22 protein-coding genes are annotated in these 25,261 nt (G+C 69.4%); 9 read left to right on the top strand and 13 right to left on the bottom strand.

The window, feature by feature from the left end; translation table 11 throughout:
- Positions 1-12: 12 nt before the first annotated feature.
- From GBZ48_RS12285 to GBZ48_RS12270, 4 genes are all read right to left on the bottom strand, one after another.
- Positions 13-1,635, bottom strand: a complete 1,623-nt coding sequence (locus GBZ48_RS12285) for an ABC transporter substrate-binding protein (protein WP_174471311.1) — start codon at positions 1,633-1,635, stop codon at positions 13-15.
- A gap of 65 nt (positions 1,636-1,700) precedes the next feature.
- Positions 1,701-2,435 (bottom strand): HAD-IA family hydrolase, encoded by a 735-nt coding sequence (locus GBZ48_RS12280; protein WP_174471310.1) that lies wholly within the window; start codon positions 2,433-2,435, stop codon positions 1,701-1,703.
- Positions 2,436-2,686: 251 nt separating this feature from the next.
- Positions 2,687-4,063 carry an aspartate aminotransferase family protein gene (locus GBZ48_RS12275; RefSeq protein ID WP_174471309.1) on the bottom strand — a complete coding sequence of 459 codons (1,377 nt, stop codon included), beginning with the start codon at positions 4,061-4,063 and terminating at the stop codon, positions 2,687-2,689.
- Between the two features lie 13 nt (positions 4,064-4,076).
- Positions 4,077-4,946, bottom strand: coding sequence for a GNAT family N-acetyltransferase (locus GBZ48_RS12270; RefSeq protein ID WP_174471308.1), 870 nt, complete (start codon positions 4,944-4,946; stop codon positions 4,077-4,079).
- Positions 4,947-5,321: 375 nt separating this feature from the next.
- Here GBZ48_RS12270 and GBZ48_RS12265 point away from each other — a divergent pair, with 375 nt between their 5' ends.
- Both GBZ48_RS12265 and GBZ48_RS12260 read left to right on the top strand, forming a co-directional pair.
- Positions 5,322-5,990 (top strand): haloacid dehalogenase type II, encoded by a 669-nt coding sequence (locus tag GBZ48_RS12265; protein WP_109050236.1) that lies wholly within the window; start codon positions 5,322-5,324, stop codon positions 5,988-5,990.
- A gap of 47 nt (positions 5,991-6,037) precedes the next feature.
- On the top strand, positions 6,038-7,312 hold the full coding sequence (locus GBZ48_RS12260) for an NAD(P)/FAD-dependent oxidoreductase (protein ID WP_174471307.1): 1,275 nt from the start codon (positions 6,038-6,040) through the stop codon (positions 7,310-7,312).
- 274 nt (positions 7,313-7,586) lie between these two features.
- On the opposite strand, the gene GBZ48_RS12255 is transcribed toward GBZ48_RS12260, so the two are convergent.
- Genes GBZ48_RS12255 through argE form a run of 6 tightly spaced genes read right to left on the bottom strand, consistent with a single transcriptional unit; the run spans position 7,587 to position 14,160 of the window.
- Positions 7,587-9,044: an NAD-dependent succinate-semialdehyde dehydrogenase gene (locus GBZ48_RS12255; RefSeq protein WP_174471306.1), complete on the bottom strand. Its 1,458-nt coding sequence runs from the start codon at positions 9,042-9,044 to the stop codon at positions 7,587-7,589.
- Between the two features lie 44 nt (positions 9,045-9,088).
- On the bottom strand, positions 9,089-10,132 hold the full coding sequence (locus GBZ48_RS12250; protein ID WP_174471305.1) for a tartrate dehydrogenase: 1,044 nt from the start codon (positions 10,130-10,132) through the stop codon (positions 9,089-9,091).
- A gap of 27 nt (positions 10,133-10,159) precedes the next feature.
- On the bottom strand, positions 10,160-11,632 hold the full coding sequence (locus GBZ48_RS12245) for an aldehyde dehydrogenase family protein (RefSeq protein ID WP_174471304.1): 1,473 nt from the start codon (positions 11,630-11,632) through the stop codon (positions 10,160-10,162).
- A gap of 9 nt (positions 11,633-11,641) precedes the next feature.
- Entirely contained in the window at positions 11,642-12,001 is a 360-nt protein-coding gene (locus tag GBZ48_RS12240; RefSeq protein ID WP_174471303.1) for a cupin domain-containing protein, read from the bottom strand.
- Between the two features lie 57 nt (positions 12,002-12,058).
- Positions 12,059-12,982, bottom strand: coding sequence for a 2-hydroxyacid dehydrogenase (locus tag GBZ48_RS12235; protein WP_174471302.1), 924 nt, complete (start codon positions 12,980-12,982; stop codon positions 12,059-12,061).
- A gap of 53 nt (positions 12,983-13,035) precedes the next feature.
- Positions 13,036-14,160: an acetylornithine deacetylase gene (gene argE / locus GBZ48_RS12230; protein WP_174471301.1), complete on the bottom strand. Its 1,125-nt coding sequence runs from the start codon at positions 14,158-14,160 to the stop codon at positions 13,036-13,038.
- 320 nt (positions 14,161-14,480) lie between these two features.
- On the opposite strand from argE, the gene GBZ48_RS12225 reads away from it, so the two are divergent.
- Together GBZ48_RS12225 and GBZ48_RS12220 are read left to right on the top strand one after the other, a co-directional pair.
- Positions 14,481-15,401, top strand: coding sequence for a GNAT family N-acetyltransferase (locus GBZ48_RS12225; protein WP_174471300.1), 921 nt, complete (start codon positions 14,481-14,483; stop codon positions 15,399-15,401).
- Between the two features lie 52 nt (positions 15,402-15,453).
- On the top strand, positions 15,454-16,431 hold the full coding sequence (locus tag GBZ48_RS12220; RefSeq protein ID WP_174471299.1) for a DMT family transporter: 978 nt from the start codon (positions 15,454-15,456) through the stop codon (positions 16,429-16,431).
- 22 nt (positions 16,432-16,453) lie between these two features.
- Here the strand turns inward: GBZ48_RS12220 and GBZ48_RS12215 are convergent, their stop codons facing one another.
- Positions 16,454-17,587, bottom strand: a complete 1,134-nt coding sequence (locus GBZ48_RS12215; RefSeq protein ID WP_174471298.1) for an NAD(P)/FAD-dependent oxidoreductase — start codon at positions 17,585-17,587, stop codon at positions 16,454-16,456.
- 248 nt (positions 17,588-17,835) lie between these two features.
- Here GBZ48_RS12215 and GBZ48_RS12210 point away from each other — a divergent pair, with 248 nt between their 5' ends.
- Genes GBZ48_RS12210 through GBZ48_RS12195 form a run of 4 tightly spaced genes read left to right on the top strand, consistent with a single transcriptional unit; the run spans position 17,836 to position 23,592 of the window.
- Positions 17,836-19,896 (top strand): hydantoinase/oxoprolinase family protein, encoded by a 2,061-nt coding sequence (locus GBZ48_RS12210; protein WP_174471297.1) that lies wholly within the window; start codon positions 17,836-17,838, stop codon positions 19,894-19,896.
- Between the two features lie 5 nt (positions 19,897-19,901).
- Positions 19,902-21,890, top strand: a complete 1,989-nt coding sequence (locus GBZ48_RS12205) for a hydantoinase B/oxoprolinase family protein (RefSeq protein ID WP_174471296.1) — start codon at positions 19,902-19,904, stop codon at positions 21,888-21,890.
- On the top strand, positions 21,887-22,195 hold the full coding sequence (locus GBZ48_RS12200) for a (2Fe-2S)-binding protein (RefSeq protein WP_174471295.1): 309 nt from the start codon (positions 21,887-21,889) through the stop codon (positions 22,193-22,195). Before GBZ48_RS12205 ends, GBZ48_RS12200 begins: the two co-directional genes overlap by 4 nt.
- Positions 22,192-23,592 (top strand): FAD/NAD(P)-dependent oxidoreductase, encoded by a 1,401-nt coding sequence (locus tag GBZ48_RS12195; protein ID WP_246307152.1) that lies wholly within the window; start codon positions 22,192-22,194, stop codon positions 23,590-23,592. Before GBZ48_RS12200 ends, GBZ48_RS12195 begins: the two co-directional genes overlap by 4 nt.
- A gap of 11 nt (positions 23,593-23,603) precedes the next feature.
- Here the strand turns inward: GBZ48_RS12195 and GBZ48_RS12190 are convergent, their stop codons facing one another.
- Complete coding sequence (locus GBZ48_RS12190) at positions 23,604-24,107, bottom strand: type II RES/Xre toxin-antitoxin system toxin (protein WP_174471294.1); 504 nt, start codon at positions 24,105-24,107, stop codon at positions 23,604-23,606.
- Entirely contained in the window at positions 24,104-24,583 is a 480-nt protein-coding gene (gene parS / locus GBZ48_RS12185) for a type II RES/Xre toxin-antitoxin system antitoxin (RefSeq protein WP_174471293.1), read from the bottom strand. Before parS ends, GBZ48_RS12190 begins: the two co-directional genes overlap by 4 nt.
- 199 nt (positions 24,584-24,782) lie before the next feature.
- Here parS and GBZ48_RS36920 point away from each other — a divergent pair, with 199 nt between their 5' ends.
- Positions 24,783-25,160: a cupin domain-containing protein gene (locus GBZ48_RS36920; RefSeq protein WP_209798334.1), complete on the top strand. Its 378-nt coding sequence runs from the start codon at positions 24,783-24,785 to the stop codon at positions 25,158-25,160.
- The last annotated feature ends 101 nt before the right edge of the window (positions 25,161-25,261 follow it).

Here is a 25,261-nt window from a genome sequence, read left to right as displayed (position 1 = left end):
CCGTCCACTGTATCAGGCAGCCAGCCAGACATACTCGGCGAAAGCGTAGCCCATCATGCCGCCCAGCGGGCTGGGGGCGAGGCCCTTCAGCTTGTCGTTGATGGCGTCGACGTTGGAGATGTAGGCGGGGATGATGGTGCCGGCTTCTTCGGCGATCATCACCTGCATGTCGTTGTAGATCTCCTTGCGCTTGGCCTGGTCGAGCATGCCGCGCGCTTCGATCATCATCCTGTCGAACTTCTCGGACTTGTACTTGCTCTCGTTCCATGGGGCTTCGGAGGCGTAGAGCAGGGAGAACAGGATGTCCGGCGTCGGACGCGGGTTGATGTTGCCGAAATGGATCGGCGACTTCAGCCAGTAGTTGCTCCAATAGCCGTCGGACGGCACGCGCTGGACGTCGAGCTTCATGCCGATCTCGGCGGCGGAAGCCTGGATCACCATCGCCATGTCGATGGCCGACGACGCGGCATCCGATGTGATCACCGGGATCGACTGGCCCAGCACGCCCGCCTTCTTGAACAGCGCCTTCGCCTTTTCCGGGTCGTAGGCCTTCGGCTTCAGGGCGGCGTTGTGGTACGGGTTGACCGGCGAGACCGGCTGGTCGTTGCCCACCTCGCCGAAGCCGCGCAGGGCCGATTTGACGATCTGCTCGCGGTTGACGATGTACTTCATCCCATCGACGAAGTCCTTGCGGCTGCCGGGCTCCATATCCAGGCGGATGTTCAGGTCGGTGTAGTTGCCGGATGTCGTCTTCGACAGGGCGAAGCCCTTCTGTCCGTCCACCAGACGGGTGGAGCGCGGGTTGATCGACGCGGCGAGATGGATGTCGCCGGACAGCAGCGCGTTGACGCGGGCATTGTCGTCGCTGATCGCGAAGAACTCGAAGGAGTCGACGTTCGGTCCGCCCTTCCAGTAATTCTGGTTGCGCAGGCCGATGGAGCGCACGCCGGGCTCGAAGCTCTTGCAGGTGAAGGCGCCGGTGCCGTTGCCCTTCGAGAAGTCGGTGGTGCCGTCGGCCACGATCATGAAGTGGTGGGTGGCCAGGATGGTCGGCAGATCGGCGTTGGGGCTGGCCAGCGTGATCTCGACGGTGTTCTTGTCGACCGCCTTGAACTCCGTCATCTGCGCGGCGATCTTCGCGACCTTGGAACCGACGGCGGGATCGAGGTGGCGCTTCAGCGAATACACCACGTCGTCGGCGGTCAGCGACTTGCCGTCGTGGAAGGTGACGCCCTTGCGCAGCTTGACCGTCCAGGTCTTTGCATCGCCCGATTCTACGCTTTCGGCCAGCTCCATCTGCGGGATGCCGTTCTGGTCGAGGGTGGTCAGGCGGTTGTAGAAGGCGCAGCAGCGGACATAATCGGTGGACAGCGACGCCTTGGCCGGGTCCAGCGTGTCGGCGGTCGAGGACGACCAGCCGGCCGCCTTCAGCGCGCCGCCCTTCACCGGCGTCGCGGCCAGCGCCATGCCGGCGCGGCCCAGAACGAGGTCGGCAGCGGCCAGCGACACCCCGCCGGCCAGCAGCATCTTCAACAGGTCGCGGCGGCTGGCCCCGCGCCGGATGGCGCTTTCGACCATGCTGTCGTCGGCCCCGGTCCAGTTTTTGGGAGTCCGGGTTTCAGGCGTCTTGGTCATGTCTGCCTCACTCTGTTCAGGATTGTTCGTTCGTTTCTTTTTTTGCGCGTTCCGGTTTGGTCCGGTTACGCGGACGCCGTCTTCGGCTCTGCGGCCGCTTGTTCGACGGCGTCTGCCAGTTCCGCCATCGAGCGGAAATGGAAATCCGGTTCGGTGAACTCGGCGGGTTCGATGGTGCCGCCATAGCCCTTCTGGGCATGCCGCCGCTGGATCCAGCAGTTGGTCATGCCGAGGCGGCGGGAAACGCCGATGTCGTGATACTGGCTCTGGGCGACGTGCAGGATGTCGTCCTTGCTGCCGCCGTCGCGCTCGACGAACTCGAACACCTGCTGGAAGAAGGCGGGGTTGGGCTTTTCGACGCCGGTGTCGTCGGCGGTGAAGCCGGCAAAGAACGGATCGCCCAGCTCGCGGGAGAAATGGGTGAAGGCCCAGCGCCGCGCGTTGGTCATCGCGATCAGCTTGTAGTGCCTGGACAGACGCGCCATGGCCTCCCGGCTGTCGGGGAAGCCGGCCCAGGCCGCCGCGGAATCACGCAGGCGTTCACCGTACTGCGTGCCGGCGGGTAGCCCCAGCTTGGGCGCGATCACCGAATAGACGCGCGCCAGATCGTCGGGGAACAGGTCGGCGTCCGGGGCATAGCGCGCCTCGCGGTAGAGGGTCAGCGCCGCCTCGCCGTCCACATCGGTGCCGGCCTCCGCCGCGATTGCGGCGAGGCAGTCCTTGATGCCGGATTCGAAGTCGATCAGGGTGCCGACGACGTCGAAGGTCAGATACTTGAAGCTCAGCAGACTCTTGGTCAACGCACCATCTCCTCATCAAGGACCGCAGGGGAACCGTTCCGGTTCTGCGGGGCGTTTCAGGTCCGGCGGCAACCTCCGCCGGGATGTCTTTGGAGCTGGTCCCTCTTGAACTGGCCTGGAGATTCGGTCTTCTTCCCCTCCAGTGTGGTCCAAGGGTTGGGTGGGGGTCTCCGAATCTTCGGTGCTGGACAGCAGAAAATGCTGGATACGGAGGTATCCGCGGTTTTTTCCGCGGACACCCCCTTTTTCGCCTAGCGCATCGCCCGGCGGACGTCGGGATCGTCCAGGGTCTGGTCGAGCGTTTGGGCCGTCCGCTCCAGGATCGCGTCGATGTCGTCGTCGGTGCAGCAGAGCGGCGGGGCATAGCCCAGCACGCCGTTGGCGAAGGCGCGGATCACCAGACCGTTGTTCCAGGCGCGGTCGAAAATCCGCCGCGACGGTTCGGCGGCGGCGGGCAGGGGGGTCTTGCGTTCCTTGTCGACCACCAGTTCGATGGCGGCCAGCATGCCGCGTCCGCGCACGTCGCCGACCAGCGGGTGGTCGCGCAGAGCGTGCAGTCCGGCCATCAGCCGCGCACCGGCCCTGGCGCCGTTGGCGAGCAGGCTGTCCTCGTACAGGCTCAAGGCCGCCAGCCCAACGGCGGCACTGACGGGGTGGGCGGAGTAGGTGTAGCCATGTCCGACCGCGCTGCTGCCGGCGGCGTCCGCGATGGTATCGTACACCGCGTCCGACAGGAAGACGGCACCCATCGGCACATAGCCGGAGGTCAGGCCCTTCGCCGTGGTCATCATGTCCGGCACGACGCCGTCGTCGGTGCAGGCGAACAGCGGGCCGGTGCGGCCGAAGCCGGTGATGACCTCGTCGGCGACGAACAGGATGCCCAGGCTGCGGCAGCGGTCGCACATCGCCTTCATCCAGCCGTCGGGCGGCACCAGCACGCCGCCCGACCCCTGGATCGGCTCGGCATAGAAGGCGGCGACCCGCTCCGGTCCGCCGATCTCGGCGATCTTGGCGTCGAGGGCGGCGAGCGAGGCGGCGATGATCGCGTCGGCATCGCCGCCCACCGGGTTGCGGTAGGCGTAGTGCGACGGAATCTTGTGCTGCCAGTCGAAGGGCACGCCGAAGCCGGCATGGAAGGCGGGCAGCGCGGTCAGCCCGGAACCGACGGTGGAGGAGCCGTGATAGCCCTGCTCGATGGAGATGAACTGGTCGCGCTGCGGCTGCCCCTTGGCCAGCCAGTAATAACGGATGAAGCGGATGGTGCTGTCCACCGCATCCGACCCGCCGAGCGTGAAATAGACATGGTTCAGGTCGCCCGGCGCCCGTTCGGCGAGTGCCGCGGCCAGCCGGATCGCCGGTTCGCTGCCCAGCCCGAAATAGCCGGTGGCGTAGGGCAGTTCCTTCATCTGGCGGGTGGCGGCGTCGATGAGGCTCTGCTGCCCGTAGCCGGCGTTGACGCACCACAGGCCGGCGAAGCCGTCGACCAGCCGGCGGCCGGCGGCGTCGGTGACCGTCGCCCCGGCGCCGGAGGCGATCACCCGCACCCCGGCCTTCTCATGGCCGCGATATGACGCGACGGGATGGACCAGATGGGCACGGTCGAGTTCGATCAGGGAATTGCTGAGCATGGTCCTCTCCGGATCAGCCGAGTGCCTGGCTGGCGAGCGCGAAAGTCGATACGGGTGCGGGTGAGGTCGCTGCTGCCGCCGGTGCGGGGCGGCGCATGGCGATGCCGCCGCCGACAGGACGCAGACCGCAATCGGCCAGCCATGGGGCGAGGCCGGTGTCGGCGGTGGTGTCCACCCGCAGGAATTTTCCCGGATGCGCGGCGACGAGCGGGCCGATCAGGGCCTTGGCGCCCTCCGCGTCGGGGGCGACCACCGGGCCGACGACCTGCCCGCGGCCGAAGTCGCGCAACGCTGCGAAACCGGCGGGAGCACCGTTCCGGCGCAGCAGCGTGAAGGACCCGACCCCGGCGATGCGCTCCAGCAGCAGGCGGCGGTCGGCGCCGAAGGCCTGACGGTCCAACGCGGCGATGGCCGCAAGATCCTGGGTGCCGGCCGGGGCGACGTCCTCCTCCGCCGCCGGCGGAACCGCACCGGCTTCTCCCTGGTGTTGCAGGACGGTGCCGACCTCGCGGAAGCCCAGCTTTTCGTAGAGCGGCAGCCCCTCGCTGGTGGCGACGAGGCGCAGGGGGCGGCCCTCCGCCAGCGCCATCGCCTCGTCCATCAGGCGGCGGCCGAGGCCCTGCCCGCGCCAGCCCTCGTCGACGATGACCATGTTGATGGTGGCGGCATCGTCGCCATAGGGCGTCGTCAGAACGGTGCCGACCAGCCGGCCCGATCCGGCATCGACGGCGACCAGCCCCCGGCTCAGCGACAGGAGCAGCGACCAGTCTTCCAGCCGGTGCGGCCATTGTGCCTGCCGCGACAGGGCGAGCGCATCGTCCAGATGATTCGGCTCGAAGGCCGCAAAGTCGATCGCTCTCTTGGGAACCGTATTCTTGTTCATGGGCAGTCCTTTCACCCTCTGCCTCCAAGAGTGTGCGCAGCGGCCCCGGACGTTTGTCTGAAGGCGACACCCGCCGCGACATCTTTCACCTTTGCTCCGGCAGCCTGCCGCATCTTATGCCGCGACGATGGCGGGCGGACCCGCGGGCGGGGCCTCCATCCCCCCGTTCCAGGCGCCCCGGCGCCGTTTCCCTCCCAACCAAATGCTGAGTGCCGAGACGGAAACGGAACTTTGTGCTTTCGCGCCCGGCAATTCGGTCAGGCCCGGCTTCCCGGCGACGCTAGGATCGTGGGGCAGGGCCGGCAGTGCCCCATTCGCAACTTGCCCCATTCCCAATTCGCCCCTCCCACGTCGCTCCATCCCAAGGAAGCAGCCATGAGCCAGTTCCGGCCGAAATACGTCACCTTCGATTGCCACGGCACGCTGATCAACTTTCAGATGGCCGAAGCGGCGCGCGACCTGTACGGGTCGATCCTCGACGAAGCGCGGATGACGGAGTTCATCAAAAACTTCGCCGCCTACCGCCTCGACGAGATCATGGGCGCCTGGAAGCCCTATGCCGAGGTCGTGCACAATTCGCTGGAGCGCAGCTGCAAGCGCAACAATGTCGTCTTCCGCGACGAGGATGCGCGCATGGTCTACGAGCGGGTTCCCACCTGGGGGCCGCACCCGGACGTGCCGGCCGGCCTGGCCAAGGTCGCCAAGGAAATCCCGCTGGTCATCCTGTCGAACGCGATGAACGACCAGATCCCGTCGAACGTGGCGAAGCTGGGCGCGCCCTTCCACGCCGTCTACACCGCCGAACAGGCCCAGGCCTACAAGCCGCGCTTCCAGGCGTTCGAATACATGTTCGACATGCTCGGCTGCGGGCCGGAGGACATCCTGCACTGCTCCTCCTCCTTCCGCTACGACCTGATGTCGGCGCACGATCTGGGGATCCGCAACAAGGTGTGGGTCAACCGCGGCCACGAACCGGCCAACCCCTATTACGGCTATGTCGAGATTTCCGACATTTCCGGCCTGCCCGGCGTGGTCGGTCTGTAAGGGGCGGAGCTTTCGAGGTTCGGGCTGCAACGACAAGGACCCAGGTCATGAAATTCGTCTCCTACTGGCACGACACCGCCCCGGCCTTCACGGGCGGAGCCGAAGGAACCGTCGAGGGCCATTACGACGTCGCCGTCGTCGGAGGAGGGTTCACCGGCCTGGGTGCCGCCCGCCAGCTCGCCAAGGCCGGGGCGCGGGTGATCGTGCTGGAGGCGGACCGCGTCGGCGGCGGCGCTTCGGGGCGCAATGGCGGGCACCTCAACAACGGTCTGGCCCACAGCTTCATCGCCGCCAAGACCGCGCTGGGGACGGAGCGCGCCATCGCACTCTACCGGGCCTTCGACCAGTCCATCGACACGCTGGAGGCGCTGATCGCCGAAGAGGGCATCGATTGCAGCTTCCGCCGCGCCGGCAAGCTGAAGCTGGCCTCCAAGCCGGCGCATTTCGACGCCATCGCCCGCAACTTCGAGGTGGTGCACCACGAGGTCGATCCCGACACGGCCCTGCTGACCGCCGAAGAACTGAAGGACGAGGTCGGCTCGCCGTTCTTTGGTGCGATGCTGTCGCGCAAGAGCGCCATGATGCATATGGGCCGCTTCGTGGTCGGGCTGGCCGACGCCGCCAGGCGCCATGGCGCGGTTCTGGTCGAACACGCGCCGGTCGGGACCATCGCCCGTACGGGCGACCGCCACACGCTGACCACGCCGCGCGGCACGGTCACCGCCAGGGAGGTGCTGGTCGCCACTGGGGCCTACACCACGCCGAATTTCAGCCATTTCCGCCGCCGGATCATCTCGGTCGGCAGCTTCATCATCGCCACCCGCCCGCTCAGCGACGGCGAGATCGCATCGGTGGTGCCGGGCAACCGCACCTACGTCACGTCGATGAACATCGGCAACTACTTCCGCCTGTCGCCCGACCGGCGGCTGATCTTCGGTGGCCGCGCCCGCTTCTCGGCAACGTCCGACCAGCGCTCCGACGCCAAGAGCGGGGCGATCCTGCGCGCGAGCCTCGCAAGGATTTTCCCGCAGATCGCCAGCATCGACATCGATTACTGCTGGGGCGGTCTGGTGGACATGACCAGCGACCGCTATCCGCGCGCCGGTTACCAGGACGGGCTGTGGTACGCCATGGGCTATTCCGGCCACGGGGCGCAGCTGTCGACCCATCTCGGCATGACCATGGCCGACGCGATCCTGGGGCGCGAGGACCGGAACCCGCTGAAGGGCCTGTCCTGGCCCGCCGTCCCCGGCCATTTCGGCAAGCCCTGGTTCCTGCCGCTGGTCGGGCTGTATTACAAGGCGCTCGACCGCATCCAGTGAGGGTTTGGGGGCAAAAAAACCGGCGGGAGCGTTAAAGCGCTTTCGCCGGTTTGTTGTGCTTGGGCGCTAGAGGCTGTGGGTTTTTAGAGGCTCTTGTCGGCCGTCATCCCCGCGAAGGCGGGGATCCAGGCAAATCCGCGTCCAAGCCTTCGGGACGGCTGGATTCCCGCCTTCGCGGGAATGACGGCCGAGAGACGCTCATAATGAGAGCCAATGCAAAGCGGCTTAAATTTCGAGCGTGTCTCAGCCGCACTCATAAGAACTTACGTACCCCTCACCCCAGCCCGCCGATGTGGAAGGTCTTCAGCTCCAGATATTCCTCGATGCCGACCTGTGCGCCTTCGCGACCCAGGCCGGACTGCTTGACGCCGCCGAACGGGGCGACTTCGGTGGAAATCGCGCCGGTGTTCAGCCCGATCATGCCGGCCTCCAGCGCCTCTCCGACCCGCCAGGACCGCGCGAGGTTCTGCGTGTAGAAATAGGCCGCCAGCCCGAACGGCGTCGCGTTGGCGAGGGCTATGGCCTCCTCCTCCGTCTCGAAGCGGAACAGCGGCGCCACCGGGCCGAAGGTCTCCTCATGCGCCAGCAGCATGTCGGTGGTGGCGCCGGTCAGCACCACCGGGGCGACATACTGCGCACCCGCCGCCGCGACCGCGGAAGAGGCGATGGCGGCCCCCTTGGACACCGCATCGGCGACGTGGCGCTCGATCTTGGCGACGGCGGCTTCGTTGATCATCGGGCCGATGGCGACCCCCGCTTCCAGCCCCGATCCCACCCGCATGGCGTTGACGCGGGCGACCAGCCGGTCGCGGAACGCCTCATAGACGCCCGACTGCACCAGGATGCGGTTGGCGCAGACGCAGGTCTGCCCGCCGTTGCGGAACTTGGAGAGGAGGACCCCCTCCACCGCCTGATCCAGATCGGCATCGTCGAACACGATGAAGGGCGCGTTGCCGCCCAGCTCCAGGCTCAGCCGCTTGATGCCGTCGGCGGCCCCGCGCATCAGCAGGGAGCCGACGCGGGTGGAGCCGGTGAAGGAGATCTTGCGGACGGTCTCGTTCGCCAGGATTTCCTCGCCGATGGCCTCCGGCCGGCCGGTCAGGATGTTGACCACGCCGGCCGGGATGCCCGCCCGCTCGGCAAGCACGCCCAGCGCCAGCGCCGAATAGGGGGTGAAGTCCGACGGCTTGATCACCACGGTGCAGCCGGCGGCCAGCGCCGGCGCGACCTTGCGGGTGATCATGGCGTTGGGGAAGTTCCACGGCGTGATGATGCCGCAGACGCCGACCGGCTCCTTCAGCACGACGATGCGGCGGTCGGGGGTGGGGGAGGGGATGGTGGTCCCGCCGATCCGGCGCGCCTCCTCGGCGAACCATTTGACGAAGGAGGCGCCATAGCGGATTTCACCCCGCGCCTCGTCCAGCGGCTTGCCCTGCTCCAACGTCAGGATGCGGGCCAGATCCTCCAGATTCTCGATCATCAGCGCGTGCCAGCGCTCCAGCAGCGCGGCACGGTCGGCGTGGGTGCGCCGCCTCCAGGCGGGGTAGGCTTCGGCCGCGGCGGCGATGGCGTCGCGGGCATCCGTTCCGTCCATGTCGGGAACGCTGCCGAGGGTGCCGCCGGTCGCCGGGTTCTGGACGCCGATGGTCCGGCCGGCAACTCCGTCGCACCAGCGGCCGCCGATCAGCCCCCGTTCGCGGAACAGGGAGGAGTCCGTCAGGTGATGGATCATGGTCTTGTGTTTTCCGCTGCGTGTGGGTGGCGAGGGGGCCGGCGTTACGACAGGGCCGACAGCACGGCGGCGGTGATCGCGTCCGTCCTGTCCTTGCCGGGAACGGTGCCGATGCCGCGGCCCGTGGTGTCGCCCAGCGCGGCCATGACGCGGTCGGCGGCGGCCTTTTCCCCCAGATGCTCCAGCATCATGGCACCCGACCAGATGGCGGCGATGGGGTTGGCGATGCCGAGATGGGCGATGTCGGGGGCCGAGCCGTGCACCGGCTCGAACATCGACGGCGCCTTGCGCTCGGGGTTCAGGTTGGCCGAGGCGGCGAAGCCCAGCCCGCCCTGGATCGCCGCCCCCAGATCGGTCAGGATGTCGCCGAACAGGTTGGAGGCGACGACGACGTCCAGGCTCTCCGGCGCCGTCACCATGCGCGCCGCCATGGCGTCGACGTGATAGCTCGTCACCTCGATGTCCGGATGTTCGGCGGCCAGCTGGCGGGTGATCTCGTCCCAGAACACCATCGAGTATTTCTGCGCGTTCGACTTGGTGACGGAGGCCAGCTTGCCGCGCCGGGCGCGGGCCTGGGCGAAGGCGAAGCGCAGGATCCGCTCCACCCCCATGCGGGTGAAGATTCCGGTCTCCACCGCCACCTCCTGCGGCGTTCCCTGATGGATACGCCCGCCGGCACCGGCATATTCGCCTTCGGTGTTCTCGCGGATGCACAGGATGTCGAAGCCGCCGCGGCGCAGCGGACCCTCCACCCCCGGCAGCAGCCGGTGCGGGCGGACATTGGCATACTGGTCGAACGCCTTGCGGATCGGCAGCAGCAGCCCATGCAGCGACACCGCGTCCGGCACCTCCGCCGGCCAGCCGACGGCTCCCAGCAGGATGGCGTCGTACTTGCGCAAGCTGTCGATGCCGTCGGCCGGCATCATCACGCCGGTTTCCTTGTAATGGGCGCAGGACCAGGGCAGTTCGGTGCCGGTCAGCGCGAAGCCCGACTGCGTCGCCACGGCCTGCAGCACCTCCCAGGCCGCGTCGACCACGGGATGCCCGATGCCGTCGCCCTTGATGATCGCAATGGTGTGGGTCTTCATCGAACGTTCCCTATCTTTTTGATTGGATTACAGGCCGATCAGCACGCTTTTGCTGCGGCGGTTGGCGAGATAGGCCTCGCGTCCCAGATCCTTGCCGATGCCGGAGCGCTTGTAGCCGCCGGTCGGCAGGATGTGGTCGCGGGAGCGGCCATAGCGGTTGACCCACACCGTTCCGGCCTGGAGCCGCCGGGTCAGGCGGAGGGCGCGCGACAGGTCGCGGGTGTAGAGGCCGGCGGCCAGCCCGTAGGTGGGATGGTCGGCCAGGGCCATCGCCTCCTCCTCGCTGTCGAAGCTCTGCACGGTCAGGACCGGACCGAAAATCTCCTCCACCACGGCGGGGGAGGCCTGATCGACCCCGGCCAGCAGGGTCGGCGCGTAGAAATACCCCTCGGCGTCCATCGGGCCGCCGCCGGTCAGGCACTCCACCGGCCCGGTCAGCGACGCCGAGACGATGGCGTGGATGCGGGCGCGCTGCCGTTCGGAAATGATGGGGGAATAGCGTGTCCCCGCATCCCAGGTCGGGCCGGGACGGACGGCGCGCATATGGTCCAGGATCCGCTCGACCAACGGTTCGGCCACGCCGGCTTCGACCAGCAGGCGAGACCCGGCGACGCAGGCCTGTCCGGCGTTGGACAGGACGCTGGTGGCGATTGCCGCCGCCGCCTTGTCGAGGTCGGCGTCGGCGAAGACGATCTGCGGGCTCTTGCCGCCCAGCTCCAGCGTCATCGGTTTGACGCCGCTGCGGGCGATGTCGGCCATGATCGCCGAGCCCGCCGCCGTCGATCCGGTGAAGCTGACCTTGGCGATGCCGGGATGGCGGGTGATGGCGGCGCCCGTGGTCGGGCCATCACCCTGGACGATGTTGATCAGCCCGGCGGGAACCCCCGCCTTCACCGCCAGCTGCGCCAGCAGGACGGTGGAGAAGGGCGTCATCTCCGACGGCTTCAGCACCACCGCGTTGCCGGCGGCCAGCGCCGGGCCGAGCTTCCACCCCGCCATCGACAGCGGGAAGTTCCAGGGCGTGATGGCGCCGACGACGCCGTAGGGCTCGGTCATCACCATGCCGAGGCTGCCATCGTCGGTGGGGACGAGGTCGCCGCCCTCCTTGTCGGCAAATTCGGCGAAGAAGCGGATCTGCTCGGCGGTGACCGCCACGTCGCCGGCCACCAGCTGGCCGACCGGCCGGGTGGAGGACAGCGCCTCCACCTTCGCCAGCGTTTCCGCCTCCTCCTCGATCAGGGCGGCCCAGCGCTGGAGCACGGCGGTGCGGTCCCGCGGGCGCAGGCCGCCCCAGTTGCTGGATTTCAGCGCCGCCTGCGCGGTCGCGACCGCCTGATCGACAAGGTCGGCCGAGGCGACCGGGCAGTCGGCATAGGCCCGGCCGTCCGACGGGCGGTGCATCGGCAGCCGGGGCTGCCCGTCCTCCGCCGGGATCAGGCGGTCACCGATGAAGTGACCGTTCGGCAGCGGCAGGCGGTCCGGATCGAAGGACAGGCTCATGATGCGCCCTCAGTCGATGATGACGTAGATCTTGCGGACCGTCTCGATGGTCTTCCACACGCCGGTGAAGCCCGGCTTCATGACGAAGCTGTCGCCGGCCCGGTAGACCACCGGCTCGCCGGCATCCGGGGTGATTTCGACGATCCCGGACAGGATGTGGCAGAACTCGAAGGTCTCGCCCTTGATCGACCGGGTTTCGCCCGGCGTGGCTTCCCAGACGCCGGTCCGGACGGTGTCGCCCTTGGCGGCGTCGGCGTCCTGCGCCCAGGTCTTGAAGGCGGGCGACCCGGCGATCAGCCGGTCCGGCATCGGGGTCGATTCACGCGGGGCGAAGGCCGGGGCGGTGTCGATGGTCTTCAGCAGCGACATGGAAGAGTCCTTGGTCGATGAGCGGCCGTGCCGCGGGAGGGGTGTCGGGCAGCCGCGTCAGTAGCCGCGCCGCCGGTCGACCAGACCGACCGGGTCCTGCCCGGCGAAATGCCGGTTCAGGTTGGCGATGACCGCCTGGGCGGCGCTTTCCGGCTGGGTGATGCTGGCGATGTGCGGGGTGAGCACGATGTTCGGATGGGTCCAGAAGGGATGGTCGGCCGGCAGCGGCTCGGGCTCGGTCACATCGACCATCGCGGCGGACAGGCGGCCGGTGTCGAGCGCGTCCAGCAGGGCGGCATGGTCCAGCTGCGGCCCGCGCCCGGTGTGGATCAGCGCGGCACCGCGGGGCAGCTTCGCCAGCAGGCGGGCGTCGAGGAAGCCGCGGGTGTCGGGCGTCAGCGGCAGCAGGACGATCAGGATGTCGGTTTCGCCCAGCATCGCGTCGAGGCCGTCCGCGCCATGGCGGCAGGTCACCCCGTCCAGCTGGCGTGGCGAGCGGCTCCATCCCGACAGCGGGAACCCGAAGGGCTTCAACCGCTCCAGCACCGCCTGCGCCAGCACGCCCAGCCCGAGCACGCCGATCCGGCGCTGTGCCGCCTGCGGCTGGGGCAGCGGGCGCCAGAGGCAGTCCCTCTGCTGCGCGCGGTAGGCCGGCATCTGGCGATGCAGGGTCAGCACGGCCAGCGTGGCGTATTCCTGCATCATGCGGACGATGCCGTCATCCACCATGCGGACGACCTTCACATGGTCGGGCAGGGCGGTCATGGTGAACTGGTCGACCCCGGCGCCGATGGAGAAGACGATCTCCAGATTGCGGTAGCGGGCGAGGTTTGCCGGAATGGTCCAGGTGATCAGGTAGCGCACCGCATCGGGATCGACGCTGGCCGGGTCCATCGAAAAAGGCAGGTCCGGCAGCGCGCGGGCGAAGGCATCCGCGAAGATCGCGCCGCGCACGGCATCCGAATTGAACAGAAAGGTCATTGGACTCTCTTTGACGATGCGCGGGGGCGATGCGTGGCCGATGCCGGCGATTGTCAGAGGCGGCAGCGCTGGCCCAGCGCCTCGATCATCGACTGGCAGGCGTGCAGCTCCTCGACGAGGATGTGCTCGTCGGGACGGTGGGCCCGCGCGATGTCGCCGGGGCCGCAGATGATCGCGTCGATCCCGGCGGTCTGGTATAGGCCGGCCTCCGTGCCATAGCTGACAGCGGCCTGCGGTTCCCGGCCGGTCAGCTCCTCCAGCAGGCGGGCCAGCGGCGACCGGGCGGCGAGGAACAGGGCGGGATAGGCGCTGGTCTGCGTCCAGTCGACGGCGAAGCCGCGCTCCTCCAGCCGCAGCGCCGCCTCGCGCACCGGCTCCAGCAGGGAGGCGGGATCGACCCCGGCGATGGCGCGGGCCTCGAATTCGGCGGTGCAGGCGTCGGGGATGACGTTCACCGCCAGCCCGCCCTGGATGGTGCCGGCCTGAAGCGAGGAATAGGGCGGCTCGAAGACCGAATCCAGCGGGCCTTCGCTCAGGCGGCCGGCCTGGGCGACGGCGGCGGTCAGCGCGTCGGTCATGGCATGGATGGCGTTCAGCCCCTGGTCGGGGCGGGAGGAATGGCCGGACCGCCCGTGGACGGTCAGCCGCGCCGACGCCTTGCCCTTGTGGGCGCGGACGGCGCGCAGGCCGCTCGGTTCCCCGACGATGACGCCCAGCGGCGGTGCGCACAGGTCGGGCAGGTGCGGCAGAAGATGCGGCGCGCCCTGGCAGCCGGCCTCCTCGTCGTAGGTGAAGGCCAGATGGATCGGCCGGGTGAGCGGGGCGGCGGTCAGGGCCGGCAGCGCCGCCAGCGCCGCCGCGATGAAGCCCTTCATGTCCGAGGTGCCGCGCCCGTAAAGCCGGTTTCCGTCGGTGCGCAGCCGGAACGGGTCGCCGGTCCATTCGGGTTCGGTGGCGGGCACCACGTCCATGTGGCCGGACAGGACATAGCCCGGAACCATCGCCGGGCCGATGGTGGCGAACAGGTTGAAGCGGTCGCCCTCCGGTCCCGGCAGAACCCGGACGCGGACGCCTGCGGCCTCCAGAATGCCGCGGATGCCGTCGACGATGGCGCCGTTGGGGGTTCCGACGACGGAGGGAAAGGCGATCAGATCCTTCAGGATGTCGGTCACGGTCATGACGGCCTCACCTTGTCCCATGCTGCGCGCCTTGGGGCGCGGGGAGTCGTTGCGGATTCGTTGCTGTGTCGAGGAGAGGGGCGCCGGCTTGACGGCTGCGGCAGCCACGATCTTATCCGGCTGCCGCTCGATTCCGTGCCGAATGCATGGGCGATTTGGTTGATTGTTGTGCCGACCCGGTGCTTTGCGGTGAATTGTGCGGCGGCTGCTCCGGTAATCTCGGGGAGCGCTGGATGGTACAGGCGTGCCGGTTGACCCAAAGGAGCACTGCCTCACGTTATGGAAAATCCGGGGAGGAGAAAGCGTTGAGCGAGAGCGGCATGGAAGACGGAGTTGGGGATGGGGTGGGGGACGGTGCGTTACCGGGCTCCCTGACCGTCGACGCCTTCGACATGCGGGTGGCCGACATCGCCGACATCGACCTTGAGCGCCTGCATGCGCTGTCGATCTCGGTCGGCTGGCCGCATCGCGCGGAGGACTGGCAGTTCGTGCGCGAGGTCGGGCACGGCTTCGTCGCGCTGGACGAGATTGACCGCGTCCTGGCATCGGCGATGTGGTTCCCCCACGGCGACGATTTCGCGACCATCGGCATGGTCATGACCTCGCCCCGGTTGCAGGCGCTGGGTGTTGGCGACTGGCTGATGAAACGGGTGCTGTCGGCTTCGGCGGGACGAACCTACCGGCTCAACGCCACCCGTGCGGCGCTGGCGCTGTACCGCTCGCTCGGCTTCATCGGTCACCGGACCGTGTTCCAATGCCAGGGCGAGGCGCGCCGGAGCGGGCACGCTGCGCCCGCGCCGGCGGTGCGGCAGCTGGAGGCGGCGGATCTCGCGGCGGTGACGGCGCTGGACGAACGTGCCTTCGGAATTTCGCGGGCCGGGCTGATGGCGCGGCTGTTCGAACAGTCGGTCGGCTATGGCCTGGACCGTGACGGGGCTCTGGTGGCCTTCGCGCTTTGCCGTCCCTTCGGCCGCGGGCATGTCGTCGGTCCGGCGGTCGCCGGGACGGACGAGGATGCGATTGCCGTGATCCAGCCCCATGTGGACGAGCATGACGGACGTTTCCTGCGCCTGGACACCCATCTGGACGAAGGGCCCTTCCCGCTGTTCGTCGCCCGGTCGGGTTTGAGGATTCATGACACGGTGCTGAGCATGTCGCTGGGTGCGCCGCTGACCGATCCGTCGACGCGGGCGCCGGACCGTCCCGTCACCTATGCGCTCGCCACCCAGGCCCTGGGCTGAGCCGCCACCGGCTTCTATAAGCCGTCAGCTTCCAAAAAAGGATGCGCCGATCATGCCGGGACAGACGCCGGACCCCTCCGCCGGCTCTCACGCTGACTCCGTGCCCGACCCTTCTCCCGTTCCGTCCTCCTCCGGCAACAGCGCCGGGATCATGCTCCGGCTGGTGTCGGCCGGGCTGTTCGTCGTGATGTCGCTGTTCGTCCGGCTGGCCTCTGCCGAGGCGCCGGTCGGGCAGATCGTTTTCTTCCGCAGCGCCTTCGCGATTCCGCCCATCGTCGCCTACCTGATGTGGCGCCGGCAGTTTCCGTCGGCCCTTCGGACGCGGCAGCCGGTCGGGCACCTGAAGCGCAATTTCTATGGCGGCATGGCGATGGTGCTCTCCTTCGTCTCGCTGGCCTATCTGCCGCTGGCGCTGGCGACCGCGCTGGGCTTCCTGGCTCCGTTGCTCGCTGTGCCGGCCGCCATGCTGTTCCTGCGCGAACGGCCGGGCGCGGTGGCCATCGGCGCGGCGCTGATAGGCTTCGCCGGCGTGCTGCTGATGCTGGTGCCGGCCTTCGAAGGTCCGACGCCGGACCACGGCACCCTCATCGGGGTTGCGGCCGGGCTGGCGATGGCGTTCGCCACCGCGGCGGGGCGGGTCCAGATCAAGACGCTGACCGCGACCGAAGCACCGGGAACCATCGCCTTCTATTTCGCCCTCCTGTGCGCGCTCGGTGGTCTGGCGAGCTGGCCGTTCGGCTGGGTCACCCCCAGCGGGTTCTCCCTGGCCTGCCTGATCGGGGCGGGCGTCTCCGGCGGGCTGGCGCACATCACCATGACCGAGGCGATGGCCCGCGCGTCGGTGTCGACCCAGGCGCCCTTCGACTACACCGCCATGCTGTGGGCGCTGATCCTCGACGCGGCGATCTTCGGCGTGCTGCCGTCGCCGGTCAGCCTTGCCGGCGCCTTCGTCATCGCCGCCTCGGCCTTGGTGATTCCCCTGGCTGGCCGGTTCCACGCCCGGTCCGCTGCCCTCGACCCCGCCCGCTGAGAAGCGGGCGGGTCCGGCACCGTCAGGCTTGGGTGGCGTGTGCCGCGGCGGCTTGGAAACGGCCGATGCGGAAGTCGTGCAGCGGCGTTTCGCTGTGCCCGGTGGCGATGATCTCCGCCATCACGTCGCCGACGCCGGGGCCGATCTGGAAGCCGTGGCCGCTGAAGCCGAAGGCGTGGAACAGTCCGGGCGTCGTCGTCGACGCCCCCATGACCGGCAGCTTGTCGGCGACATAGCCCTCGCAGCCCGACCAGGTGCGGATCACCGTGACGTCGGCCAGCGCCGGCAGCAGCCGGACCAGGGCCCGCAACTGTCCGGGCAGCCGCGCCGGATCGGCCCTGGCATGGCCGGGATCGAGCGCCACCGGCACCCGCTCGGCCCCGCCGCCGAAGACGATGTTGCCGCGTTCCACCTGACGAAGATAGCCGTCCCCGCCGGCGCGCGACCACATGCCGACCACCGGCAGGATCCGGTGCGGCAGGGGTTCGGTCACGCCCATCTGCGGCCCGTAGGCCGCCATCGGCACGCTTTCGCCGAAGCGGGCGGCGATGGTCGCTCCCCAGGCCCCGGCGGCGTTCAGCAGGCAATCCGCGGTGAAGCGGCCCCGATGTGTCGTTGCTTCGAATCCCGACGCGGTGGCGGAGACTTCCACTGGCCCGCACTCCTCGACGATCTCCGCTCCCAGACGGCGGGCGGCGTCGGCGAAAGCGGGGGCGATCAGCCGCGGGTTGCCGCTGCCGTCCTGCGGCGAGAAGGACGCAGCGATGGCGCCCGGCCCCAGGCCGGGGAAGCGGCGGCGGATCTCCGGCGGCGACAGTTCGTCGAGATCCAGCCCCCAGGGCCGCGCGTCGGCGATGTAGCGGCGCATGTCGGCCAACCCGTCCTCGTCGAACACCAGCCGCAGATGGCCGGTGGCGCGGAACTCCACATCCCGCCCCAGCAGCCGCTCCGCCTCCCCCCACAGCGCCCGCGAGCGGTGGGCGAGCGGCAGCTGCGGCAGATAGCGCCCGGTGCGGCGGATGTTGCCGAAGGACGCCACCGTGGCGCCGGTGCCGACGCGGTTGCGCTCCAGCAGCGTGACGGACAGGCCGCGCCGGGCCAGGAAAAAGGCGGCGGCCGATCCGATCAACCCGCCGCCCAGCACGATAACCCTCATCGACCTCTCCCACATGCGGGCGGACATGGCTCCGCCCCACCGGTCAGGCTGCCGGGCATCCGGGGGCGGGTCAAAGACGGGTTCGGCAGGATCCCATAAGGCCGGGCTATGGGAGCGCGGCCTCATGGGGCGCGGTGCATAAGCCCGACTTATGTGTTTGCGTTCAATGGGTCTTGGATCGTCCCCGGCCCGCCATGTCAGCTTTCCGTCCGGATCGGACACAGACTGACTTGCCGGAAGGAGCGGAGATGGACGGAGGCTTGGGTGAGGCCGATTGGAAGGTCGGCGTCGACATCGGCGGGACATTCATCGATTTCTGCGCGCTGGACACGCGGTCGGGGCGGGTGGCGTCGCTGAAGGTGCTGACGACGCCGGACGACCCCGGCGCGGAGCTGATGACCGGCCTGACCCTGCTGGCCGAGCGCGAGGGGCTGGACCCGCGCGCCGTCACCCGCTTCGTGCATGGCACGACGGTGGGCATGAACACGGTGATCCAGCGCAAGGGCGCGCCGCTGGCGCTGCTGACCAATGCCGGGTTCGAGGATGTCATCGAACTCGCCCGGCTGCGCATGCCGGACACCTATTCGCTGTTCTGCTCGCGCCCCGACCAGCTGGTCGCCCGCGACATGGTCTTCGGCATTCCCGCCCGGCTGCGCTCCGACGGGACGGAACGGCATGCCCCCGACATGGCGGCCGTCGCCGATGCCGTCGCCGCCGTCAGGGCCAAGGGGGCGATGGGCGTCGTCGTCTCCTTCCTCCATTCCTGGCGCGACGACGCCCACGAAACCGCGGTGAAGGAGGAGGTCGCCCGGCTGGCCCCGGAGCTGTTCGTCTTCACCTCCGCCGAGGTCTGGCCGGTGATCCGCGAGTATGAGCGGACGACGACCGCGATCCTGAACGCCTATGTCCATCCCCGGATTTCCGGCTACCTCTCGGCGCTGGAAGGACGGCTGGCCGGGCGCGGGGTGCCCGCCCGTCCGCTGCTGACCAAGTCCAACGGCGGCGTGATGAACGCGGCGGAGGGCAAGCGGGCCTGCGTCCACATGCTGCTGTCCGGTGCGGCCTCCGGGGTGAACGGGGCGGCGTGGCTGGCCCGGCAGGCGGGGGAACCGCGCATCCTGACGCTCGACATCGGCGGCACTTCGGCCGATTTCGCCCTGATCGTCGATGGTCAGGCCCAGTTCGGCGTCGGTGAGATGATCGGCGAGTTTCCGCTGCACATCCCCTCGGTCTCGGTCAGCTCCATCGGCATCGGCGGCGGATCGATCGCCAGCGTCGACGGGCAGGGCGTGCTGCGCGTCGGGCCGGACTCCGCGGGCTCGACGCCGGGTCCGGCCTGCTATGGCCGCGGCGGCGACCGGGCGACGGTGACCGACGCGATGGTGGTGTGCGGCTGGCTCGGCCACAGCCAGATGGCCTACGGGCAGCTGCGGATGGATGCCGGCCTCGCCCGTGCCGCCGTCAAGCGGCTGGCCGACGAGCTGTACCGCTCGGTGGAGGCGACCGCCCAGGCGATCCTCGACGTCGCGGTGTCGGAAATGTTCGCGGAGGTCGAGAAGATGGCCGCGCGGGCCGGCGTCGATGTGCGGGACTTCGCGCTGATGCCCTTCGGCGGCGGCGGTCCGATGCTGGGCGTGTTCCTGGCGCGCGAGCTGGGGATGCCGCGCGTCGTCGCTCCGCGCTGGCCGGGCGTGGTGTCGGCGCTGGGCGGTCTGGTCGCCGACCTGCGCGGCGATTTCGTCCGCACCCTGTTCGCCGAGCTGACCCCCGGCCTGATGCCAACACTGCGCGAAGCCTTCGCCGCGATGGGGGGGGAAGGGCGCGACTGGCTGGCTGCGCAAGGCCATTCGGGTGCCGCCGAGCTGAGGATCGTCGCCGACATGCGCTATGCCGGCCAGAGCTACGAGATCGAGACGTCGCTGAATCCCGAATGGCTGAGCGGCAACGATCCCGGCACCATCGCCGACGCCTTCCACGCGGCCCACGCCCGGCTTTACGATTTCCACGACCCCGACGGGCGGATCGAGATCGTCAACCTGCGCCTGTCCGCCATCGGAAACGGCCCGGCCCTACAGTTCCCGACGGCGCCGGAGGAACCGCATGCCGCCTCGGCGGAACGCAGCGTGCCGGTCTTCACCGGCGGCGCCGTGACCCCGGTCGGGCTATACCGCCGTGCGGACTTGCAGGCCGGGGCACGGTTCGTGGGACCGGCCATCGTCGCCCAGGAGGACACCACCTTCGCCATCCCGGCCGGAACCGCGGCCCGCGTCGATGCGCATCTCAACCTCCACCTGACCTTTGCGGAGTGACGCCTGTGTTTGACCGTATGAAGCTTCAGGTGCTGGCGAACCACGCGCGGTCGGCGGCCGAGAACATGGCCCACACGCTCCAGCGCACCGCCCACTCCGCCTTCGTCAAGGAGACGGAGGATTTCACCGTCATGCTGCTGAACCGCCGGGGCGAGACCTTCGGCGTGCCGATGGAGCTGGGGGCGACCTGGTATCCCGGCCTGACCTATGGCCGCGCCATGGACATGATCGAGGAGTACCGGCCCGGCGATGTCGCCTTCACCAACGATCCCTATTCCGGCTTCGTGGCGACCCACGCCCCCGACACCCATTTGTGGAAGCCGGTCTTCCATGACGGCGAGATCATCGCCTGGACCGGCGGGCACATCCACAACACCGACATGGGCGGCGCCGTCCCGGCCTCGCTGTCACGGGCACTGACCGAAATCCATCAGGAGGGCATCCGCTTTCCGCCGATGAAGCTGGTCCGCGAAGGGGTGTTCGACGAGCAGATCCTGCGGATCATGACCACCAACGTCCGCAAGCCCGACCTGAACATCGGCGACATCAAGGCGCTGGTCGGCGCGCTCAACACGGGCGAGCGCAAGATCCTCGCCATGGTGGAGAAGTTCGGCAAGACCGCCTTCCTCGACGGCGTCGATGCGCTGCTCGACCATGCCGAGGCGCAGGCGCGCGACATCCTGCGGGCGATGCCCGACGGGCGGTGGGAGTTCGCCGACTATGCCGACGAGGATTCCGTCACCGCCAACCCCTGCCGCCTGAAGCTGACCCTGACGATCAGGGGCGACGAGGCGGTGCTGGACTTCACCGGCTCTGACCCGCAGCTGGCATCCTCGCTCAACGTGCCGTCGGGCGGCGATCCCCGCCACACAATCCTGCTGGTCGGTGTCTATTACGTTCTCTACACCCTCGATCCTAAAATCCTGCTGAACACCGGACTGACCCGGCCCTTCACCTGCATCACCCCGGAAGGGACGGTCCTGAACCCGACCTTCCCGGCGGCGGTGGGAATGCGGTCGCTGACCTGTGCGCGGCTGCGCTCGGTGATCTTCGGCGCCTTCTCCCAGGCGGTGCCGGAGCGGCTTCCGGCGGCCCCGGCCGGCAACAACTGCATCGTCAACGTGATGACCACCGACGAGCGGACCGGCAGCCGCATCATCGCCGCGGTGAACCCGGTGGTCGGCGGCGGCGGCGGCATGCCGCACCGCGACGGCACCAACGGGTCAGGGGCCGACGCCGCCTATCTGAAGAACACGCCCATCGAGATCACCGAGATGGAAACCCCGGTGGAGTTCGTCCGCTACGGGCTGGCGACCGACAGCGGCGGGGCCGGGCGCTGGCGCGGCGGGCTGGCCACCCACATGGCCTTCCGCGTCTTCTCCCCCGACACCCGAATCACCGCGCGCAACCGCGACCGCGGATTCTTCCGCCCCTGGGGCGTGCTGGGCGGCCGGGCGGCGGGGCTGTCGGACATGGTGGTCAATCCCGGCACGCCGGGCGAAAGGCGGCTGGGCAACATCGACACGGCGGTGCTGCAACCGGGCGACGTGCTGGACATCCGTTCGGCCGGCGGCGGCGGCCGGGGCGACCCGTTCACGCGCGAATCCTGGCGGGTGGCCCGGGACGTGGCGCGCGGCTATGTCTCGGTGGAGGCGGCGGAGCGGGAGTATGGCGTCGTCATCCGCGACGGCGTGCTCGACACGCAAGCCACCGACCGGCTGCGTGCGAACCGGCCGGCCCCCACCGGGCATTTCCATTTCGGACCGGAGCGCGAGGGCTACGAGCGGCAATGGACGCCGGACGCCTACGAGTTCCTGACCCGCACCCTCGCCGGCCTGCCGATCCACTGGCGCTTCTTCGCCAAGACGGAAATCTTCAGCCGCATGGCCGGCCGTGATGGCGCCGCCGGGGTTGAAGCCGCGCTGGCCGAGGTCTACGCCCGCTTCCCCGAAATGCCTCCCTCAAAGTCCCTGGTCCACGAGGCGGCGGAATGAGCGGGACGGCGGGGGGCAGGCTGGTCAGGCTGGCCGAGACGGGACGCGCCCCGGTCCGCTTCCTGCTGGATGGCATGGAGCGCGTGGCGCTTGCCGGCGATACGGTGCTGACGGCGATCCTCACCAACGCCCCGGCGCTGCGGCAGGCGGAGTTCGGGCCGGAGCGGCGCGCCGGCTTCTGCCTGATGGGGGCCTGCCAGGATTGCTGGATCTGGCAAGAGCAGGGTGCCCGCATCCGCGCCTGCTCCACGCCGCTGGCCGAGGGCATGCGGCTGCTGACCCGGACGCGGGAGGATTGGCCATGACAGGACTGGCGATGACCGGGCCGAACCGGCCGCGCGTCGTGATCGTCGGGGCCGGGCCGGCCGGGATTCGGGCGGCGGAAACGCTGGCGGCGGCCGGTCTGCGCCCGACGGTGATCGACGAGGGTGCACGGGCCGGCGGGCAGATCTACCGCCGCCCGCCCGACGGCTTCACCCGCCCGCCCGAACTGCTCTATGGCTCGCAGGCCGGCAAGGCGGTGGCGCTGCACGCCGCCTTCGACGGGCTGGCGGCGGCGGGCCGCATCGTCCATCTGCCGCGCCATTCCGTCGTCGCGCTTGCCGGCGGTGTGCTGCATGCGGTCAGCGACGGCGGAAGCCGCCGGATCGGCTACGACCGGCTGATCCTGGCGACCGGCGCGACCGACCGTCTGGCTCCGGTGCCGGGCTGGCAGGTTCCCGGCGTCTACAGCCTGGGCGCGATGCAGATCGCGCTGAAGGCCCAGGGCGTCGCGATGGGGCGGCGGATCGTGCTGGCCGGGTCGGGGCCGCTGCTGACGCTGCTGGCGACCCAACTGCTGAAGGCGGGGGCGGAGGTCGCCGCGGTCCTCGACACCGCCGGCCTGCGCGGCCAGATCGCCGCCGTTCCCGACCTCGCCGTTCGCCCGTCCTTCGCCTTGCAAGGGCTGGCGATGCGGGCGCGGCTTGGGCGGCTCTACCATGCCGGCGTCGTTCTGGAGGGGATCGAGGCGGCGGAAGGCGGGATCACGGACGGCGGCGTGACGGCGGTCCGCTGGACGGATGCCGGCGGACGGTCCCGGCGGACGGCCTGCGATGCCGCCGGGCTGGGCTGGCATCTGAAGGCGGAAACCCAGCTTGCCGATCTTGCCGGCTGCCGGTTCGCCTATGATGCGACCTGGGCGCAGTGGCTGCCCAGCACCGACCGCATGGGGCGTGCCGGGGAGGGCGTCTATCTGGCCGGCGACGGTCTGCGCCTGCTGGGGGCCGACGGAGCGGAGGTCGCCGGGCGTCTCGCCGCGGCGGCCTGCCTTTCCGATCTGGGGGTGCCGGGCCCGGACGTTGCGGCCGACTTGAAGCGCCTCGCCCGGCTGGAACGCTTCGCCCGCGGCATCGCCCGCGCCTTCCCCTGGCCGGCGGATCGGGTGCGGGCGGTCCCCGACGACACCGTGCTGTGCCGCTGCGAGGGGATTACCGCCGGTTCGGTGCGTGAGACGGCGGCCTATGGCGGGGCGGAGGCCAACCGGGTGAAGTCGCTGGGCCGTGCCGGGATGGGGCGCTGCCAGGGCCGCTATTGCCAGCTGGCCGCGGCCGAGCTGATCGCCGCCTCCGGCGGGCTTGGGCATGCCGGAGAGGTGGGGCTCCTGCGTGCGCAAGCCCCCGTCCGGCCGGCGCCGGTCCGCGCGCTGCTGGAGGAGGCGTGAGCGGCGGTTGATCAGGGCGGCGGGTGCAGCCGCGTGTCCAGGGCAAACCGTTCCTGCGAGCGCATCCTGTACGCCCCCGTCGCCACAGACGCGGTGAACAGAAGGTTCCAGCTGTGCGGGGACACCGCGCTCGGGATCAGGACGAATTTGTGCCCACTCAGCACGGCATCGCCGAACTGCTGCTGGCCGACGCTGGGGATGCCCGGACGGAGCCAGTTGGGGTTGGGCACATCGGCCGGGGTGACCACATGGACGGCGGCGGGGTCCGTGACGGTCAGCGCCGTCAGCACATGCGGCACCGTGTCCAACGCCTTGAAGCCCTTGTGCACCGCCACCTCCAGGATCGCGGTCGCCGGGTCGAGAGAGCAGTAGACGGCGCGGACCCCCTTGCTGTTCCAGCGCCCGCCGAAGCGGTAGGCGCCTTCGCCGCTGTCCCAGCTCGTGCGGAAGGGCTCCGGGTCGAGACGCCACGCGACCAGCTCGGTGCCGCCCAGCGCCGCCGGCAACGGTGTCACGTGTAGACCCCGGAAGCCATCCGCCCCAGGTAATCCTCGACCATCTCGACCCCGGCGGGGGTGTCCAGCAGGTCCAGCGGACGGTTGTCGTCCAGCCCGATGGCCGGACGCTCCAGCCATTGCTCGGCCTCCTCCTGCGAGCCGAAGACTTCGGAGGCCTGGGCCAGGATCTCGGCCAGCTTCCAGGTCCGGCCACCCTGCTCGGGGCTGAGCGGCTTGTCCGGCGCGCCCTTGCGGCGCTGGTAGGTGCGCACGCTCATCCCCACGGCGGACTCGATGCTCGCCGGCTTGAGGACCCGCAGGTGGGTCACGAGATGGTAGAGCGCGCCGCCCGGCAAGCCGGTCTTGATGGCGTTGTGGGCATCCAGCTGCGTCACCACCGGGCGCTTGAACACCCGCGGACCACCGAGCAGGTCGGTGACCCGCTGATAGGGTCCTGTCTCACCCCGTCCCATGTGGGCTCCGGCCGCGGGCATGGCATCCTCCGTCACGTGTCGTCCCAAATGTGACACGTGACGCGAAGGGATTCAAGCGGCCCCCCTCGGTGACCGACCCTCGCGGTCCGGATGGGGAAATGGACTTCCCAGAATGGAGGCGTTGTGATCCAAAGCCCTGGAAGGGGATTCGTGGCGGGCGCCGATCCGGTCTGCCCGATGCTCAGGCACGAGCCGAAGAGTGAAGGAAACCCGATGTTGGCCGGAGGCGATCGTGAAGCGCAGCGTTGAGAACGCGGAGCATTACCGCTGGGGGGACCGCTGCGACGGATGGGTGCTTTCCCCCTCTCCGGACATGATGGTCATTCAGGAGCGCATGCCGGCCGGAACGGCGGAGCGCAGGCATGTCCATGGCAAGGCGCGCCAGTTCTTCTACGTGCTCTCCGGCGAACTGACGATGGAACTGGAAGGAACCCGCCACCTGATCACGGCGATGTCCGGGATCGAGATTCCTCCGGGAAGCCGCCATCAGGCCCGGAACGACAGCGGCGCGGACGTGCATTTTCTCGTCGTGTCGTCCCCGACGACACGGGGCGACCGAACCGACCTCGACGGCTGAGCCGTTCGGCCATGGCAGCGGCAGAGGGGCCGGGTTCAATGCCTCCCAGTCGACGGCGAGCGCGCGAAGCCGGACGCCGTCGTCACCGATCCCGGCCTTCG

It is taken from the genome of Azospirillum melinis, from assembly GCF_013340935.1.
GTDB lineage: Bacteria > Pseudomonadota > Alphaproteobacteria > Azospirillales > Azospirillaceae > Azospirillum > Azospirillum melinis.
This window is presented reverse-complemented; position numbering and strand designations above follow the sequence as displayed.

What these genes read in the sequence shown, in the direction of transcription:
- GBZ48_RS12285 (WP_174471311.1), bottom strand. Translation starts at nt 1,635, where the DNA reads ATGACCAAGACGCCTGAAACCCGGACTCCCAAAAACTGGACCGGGGCC.
- GBZ48_RS12275 (WP_174471309.1), bottom strand. Translation starts at nt 4,063, where the DNA reads ATGCTCAGCAATTCCCTGATCGAACTCGACCGTGCCCATCTGGTCCAT.
- GBZ48_RS12270 (WP_174471308.1), bottom strand. Translation starts at nt 4,946, where the DNA reads ATGAACAAGAATACGGTTCCCAAGAGAGCGATCGACTTTGCGGCCTTC.
- GBZ48_RS12265 (WP_109050236.1), top strand. Translation starts at nt 5,322, where the DNA reads ATGAGCCAGTTCCGGCCGAAATACGTCACCTTCGATTGCCACGGCACG.
- GBZ48_RS12260 (WP_174471307.1), top strand. Translation starts at nt 6,038, where the DNA reads ATGAAATTCGTCTCCTACTGGCACGACACCGCCCCGGCCTTCACGGGC.
- GBZ48_RS12255 (WP_174471306.1), bottom strand. Translation starts at nt 9,044, where the DNA reads ATGATCCATCACCTGACGGACTCCTCCCTGTTCCGCGAACGGGGGCTG.
- GBZ48_RS12250 (WP_174471305.1), bottom strand. Translation starts at nt 10,132, where the DNA reads ATGAAGACCCACACCATTGCGATCATCAAGGGCGACGGCATCGGGCAT.
- GBZ48_RS12245 (WP_174471304.1), bottom strand. Translation starts at nt 11,632, where the DNA reads ATGAGCCTGTCCTTCGATCCGGACCGCCTGCCGCTGCCGAACGGTCAC.
- GBZ48_RS12240 (WP_174471303.1), bottom strand. Translation starts at nt 12,001, where the DNA reads ATGTCGCTGCTGAAGACCATCGACACCGCCCCGGCCTTCGCCCCGCGT.
- GBZ48_RS12235 (WP_174471302.1), bottom strand. Translation starts at nt 12,982, where the DNA reads ATGACCTTTCTGTTCAATTCGGATGCCGTGCGCGGCGCGATCTTCGCG.
- argE (WP_174471301.1), bottom strand. Translation starts at nt 14,160, where the DNA reads ATGACCGTGACCGACATCCTGAAGGATCTGATCGCCTTTCCCTCCGTC.
- GBZ48_RS12225 (WP_174471300.1), top strand. Translation starts at nt 14,481, where the DNA reads ATGGAAGACGGAGTTGGGGATGGGGTGGGGGACGGTGCGTTACCGGGC.
- GBZ48_RS12220 (WP_174471299.1), top strand. Translation starts at nt 15,454, where the DNA reads ATGCCGGGACAGACGCCGGACCCCTCCGCCGGCTCTCACGCTGACTCC.
- GBZ48_RS12215 (WP_174471298.1), bottom strand. Translation starts at nt 17,587, where the DNA reads ATGAGGGTTATCGTGCTGGGCGGCGGGTTGATCGGATCGGCCGCCGCC.
- GBZ48_RS12210 (WP_174471297.1), top strand. Translation starts at nt 17,836, where the DNA reads ATGGACGGAGGCTTGGGTGAGGCCGATTGGAAGGTCGGCGTCGACATC.
- GBZ48_RS12200 (WP_174471295.1), top strand. Translation starts at nt 21,887, where the DNA reads ATGAGCGGGACGGCGGGGGGCAGGCTGGTCAGGCTGGCCGAGACGGGA.
- GBZ48_RS12195 (WP_246307152.1), top strand. Translation starts at nt 22,192, where the DNA reads ATGACAGGACTGGCGATGACCGGGCCGAACCGGCCGCGCGTCGTGATC.
- parS (WP_174471293.1), bottom strand. Translation starts at nt 24,583, where the DNA reads ATGCCCGCGGCCGGAGCCCACATGGGACGGGGTGAGACAGGACCCTAT.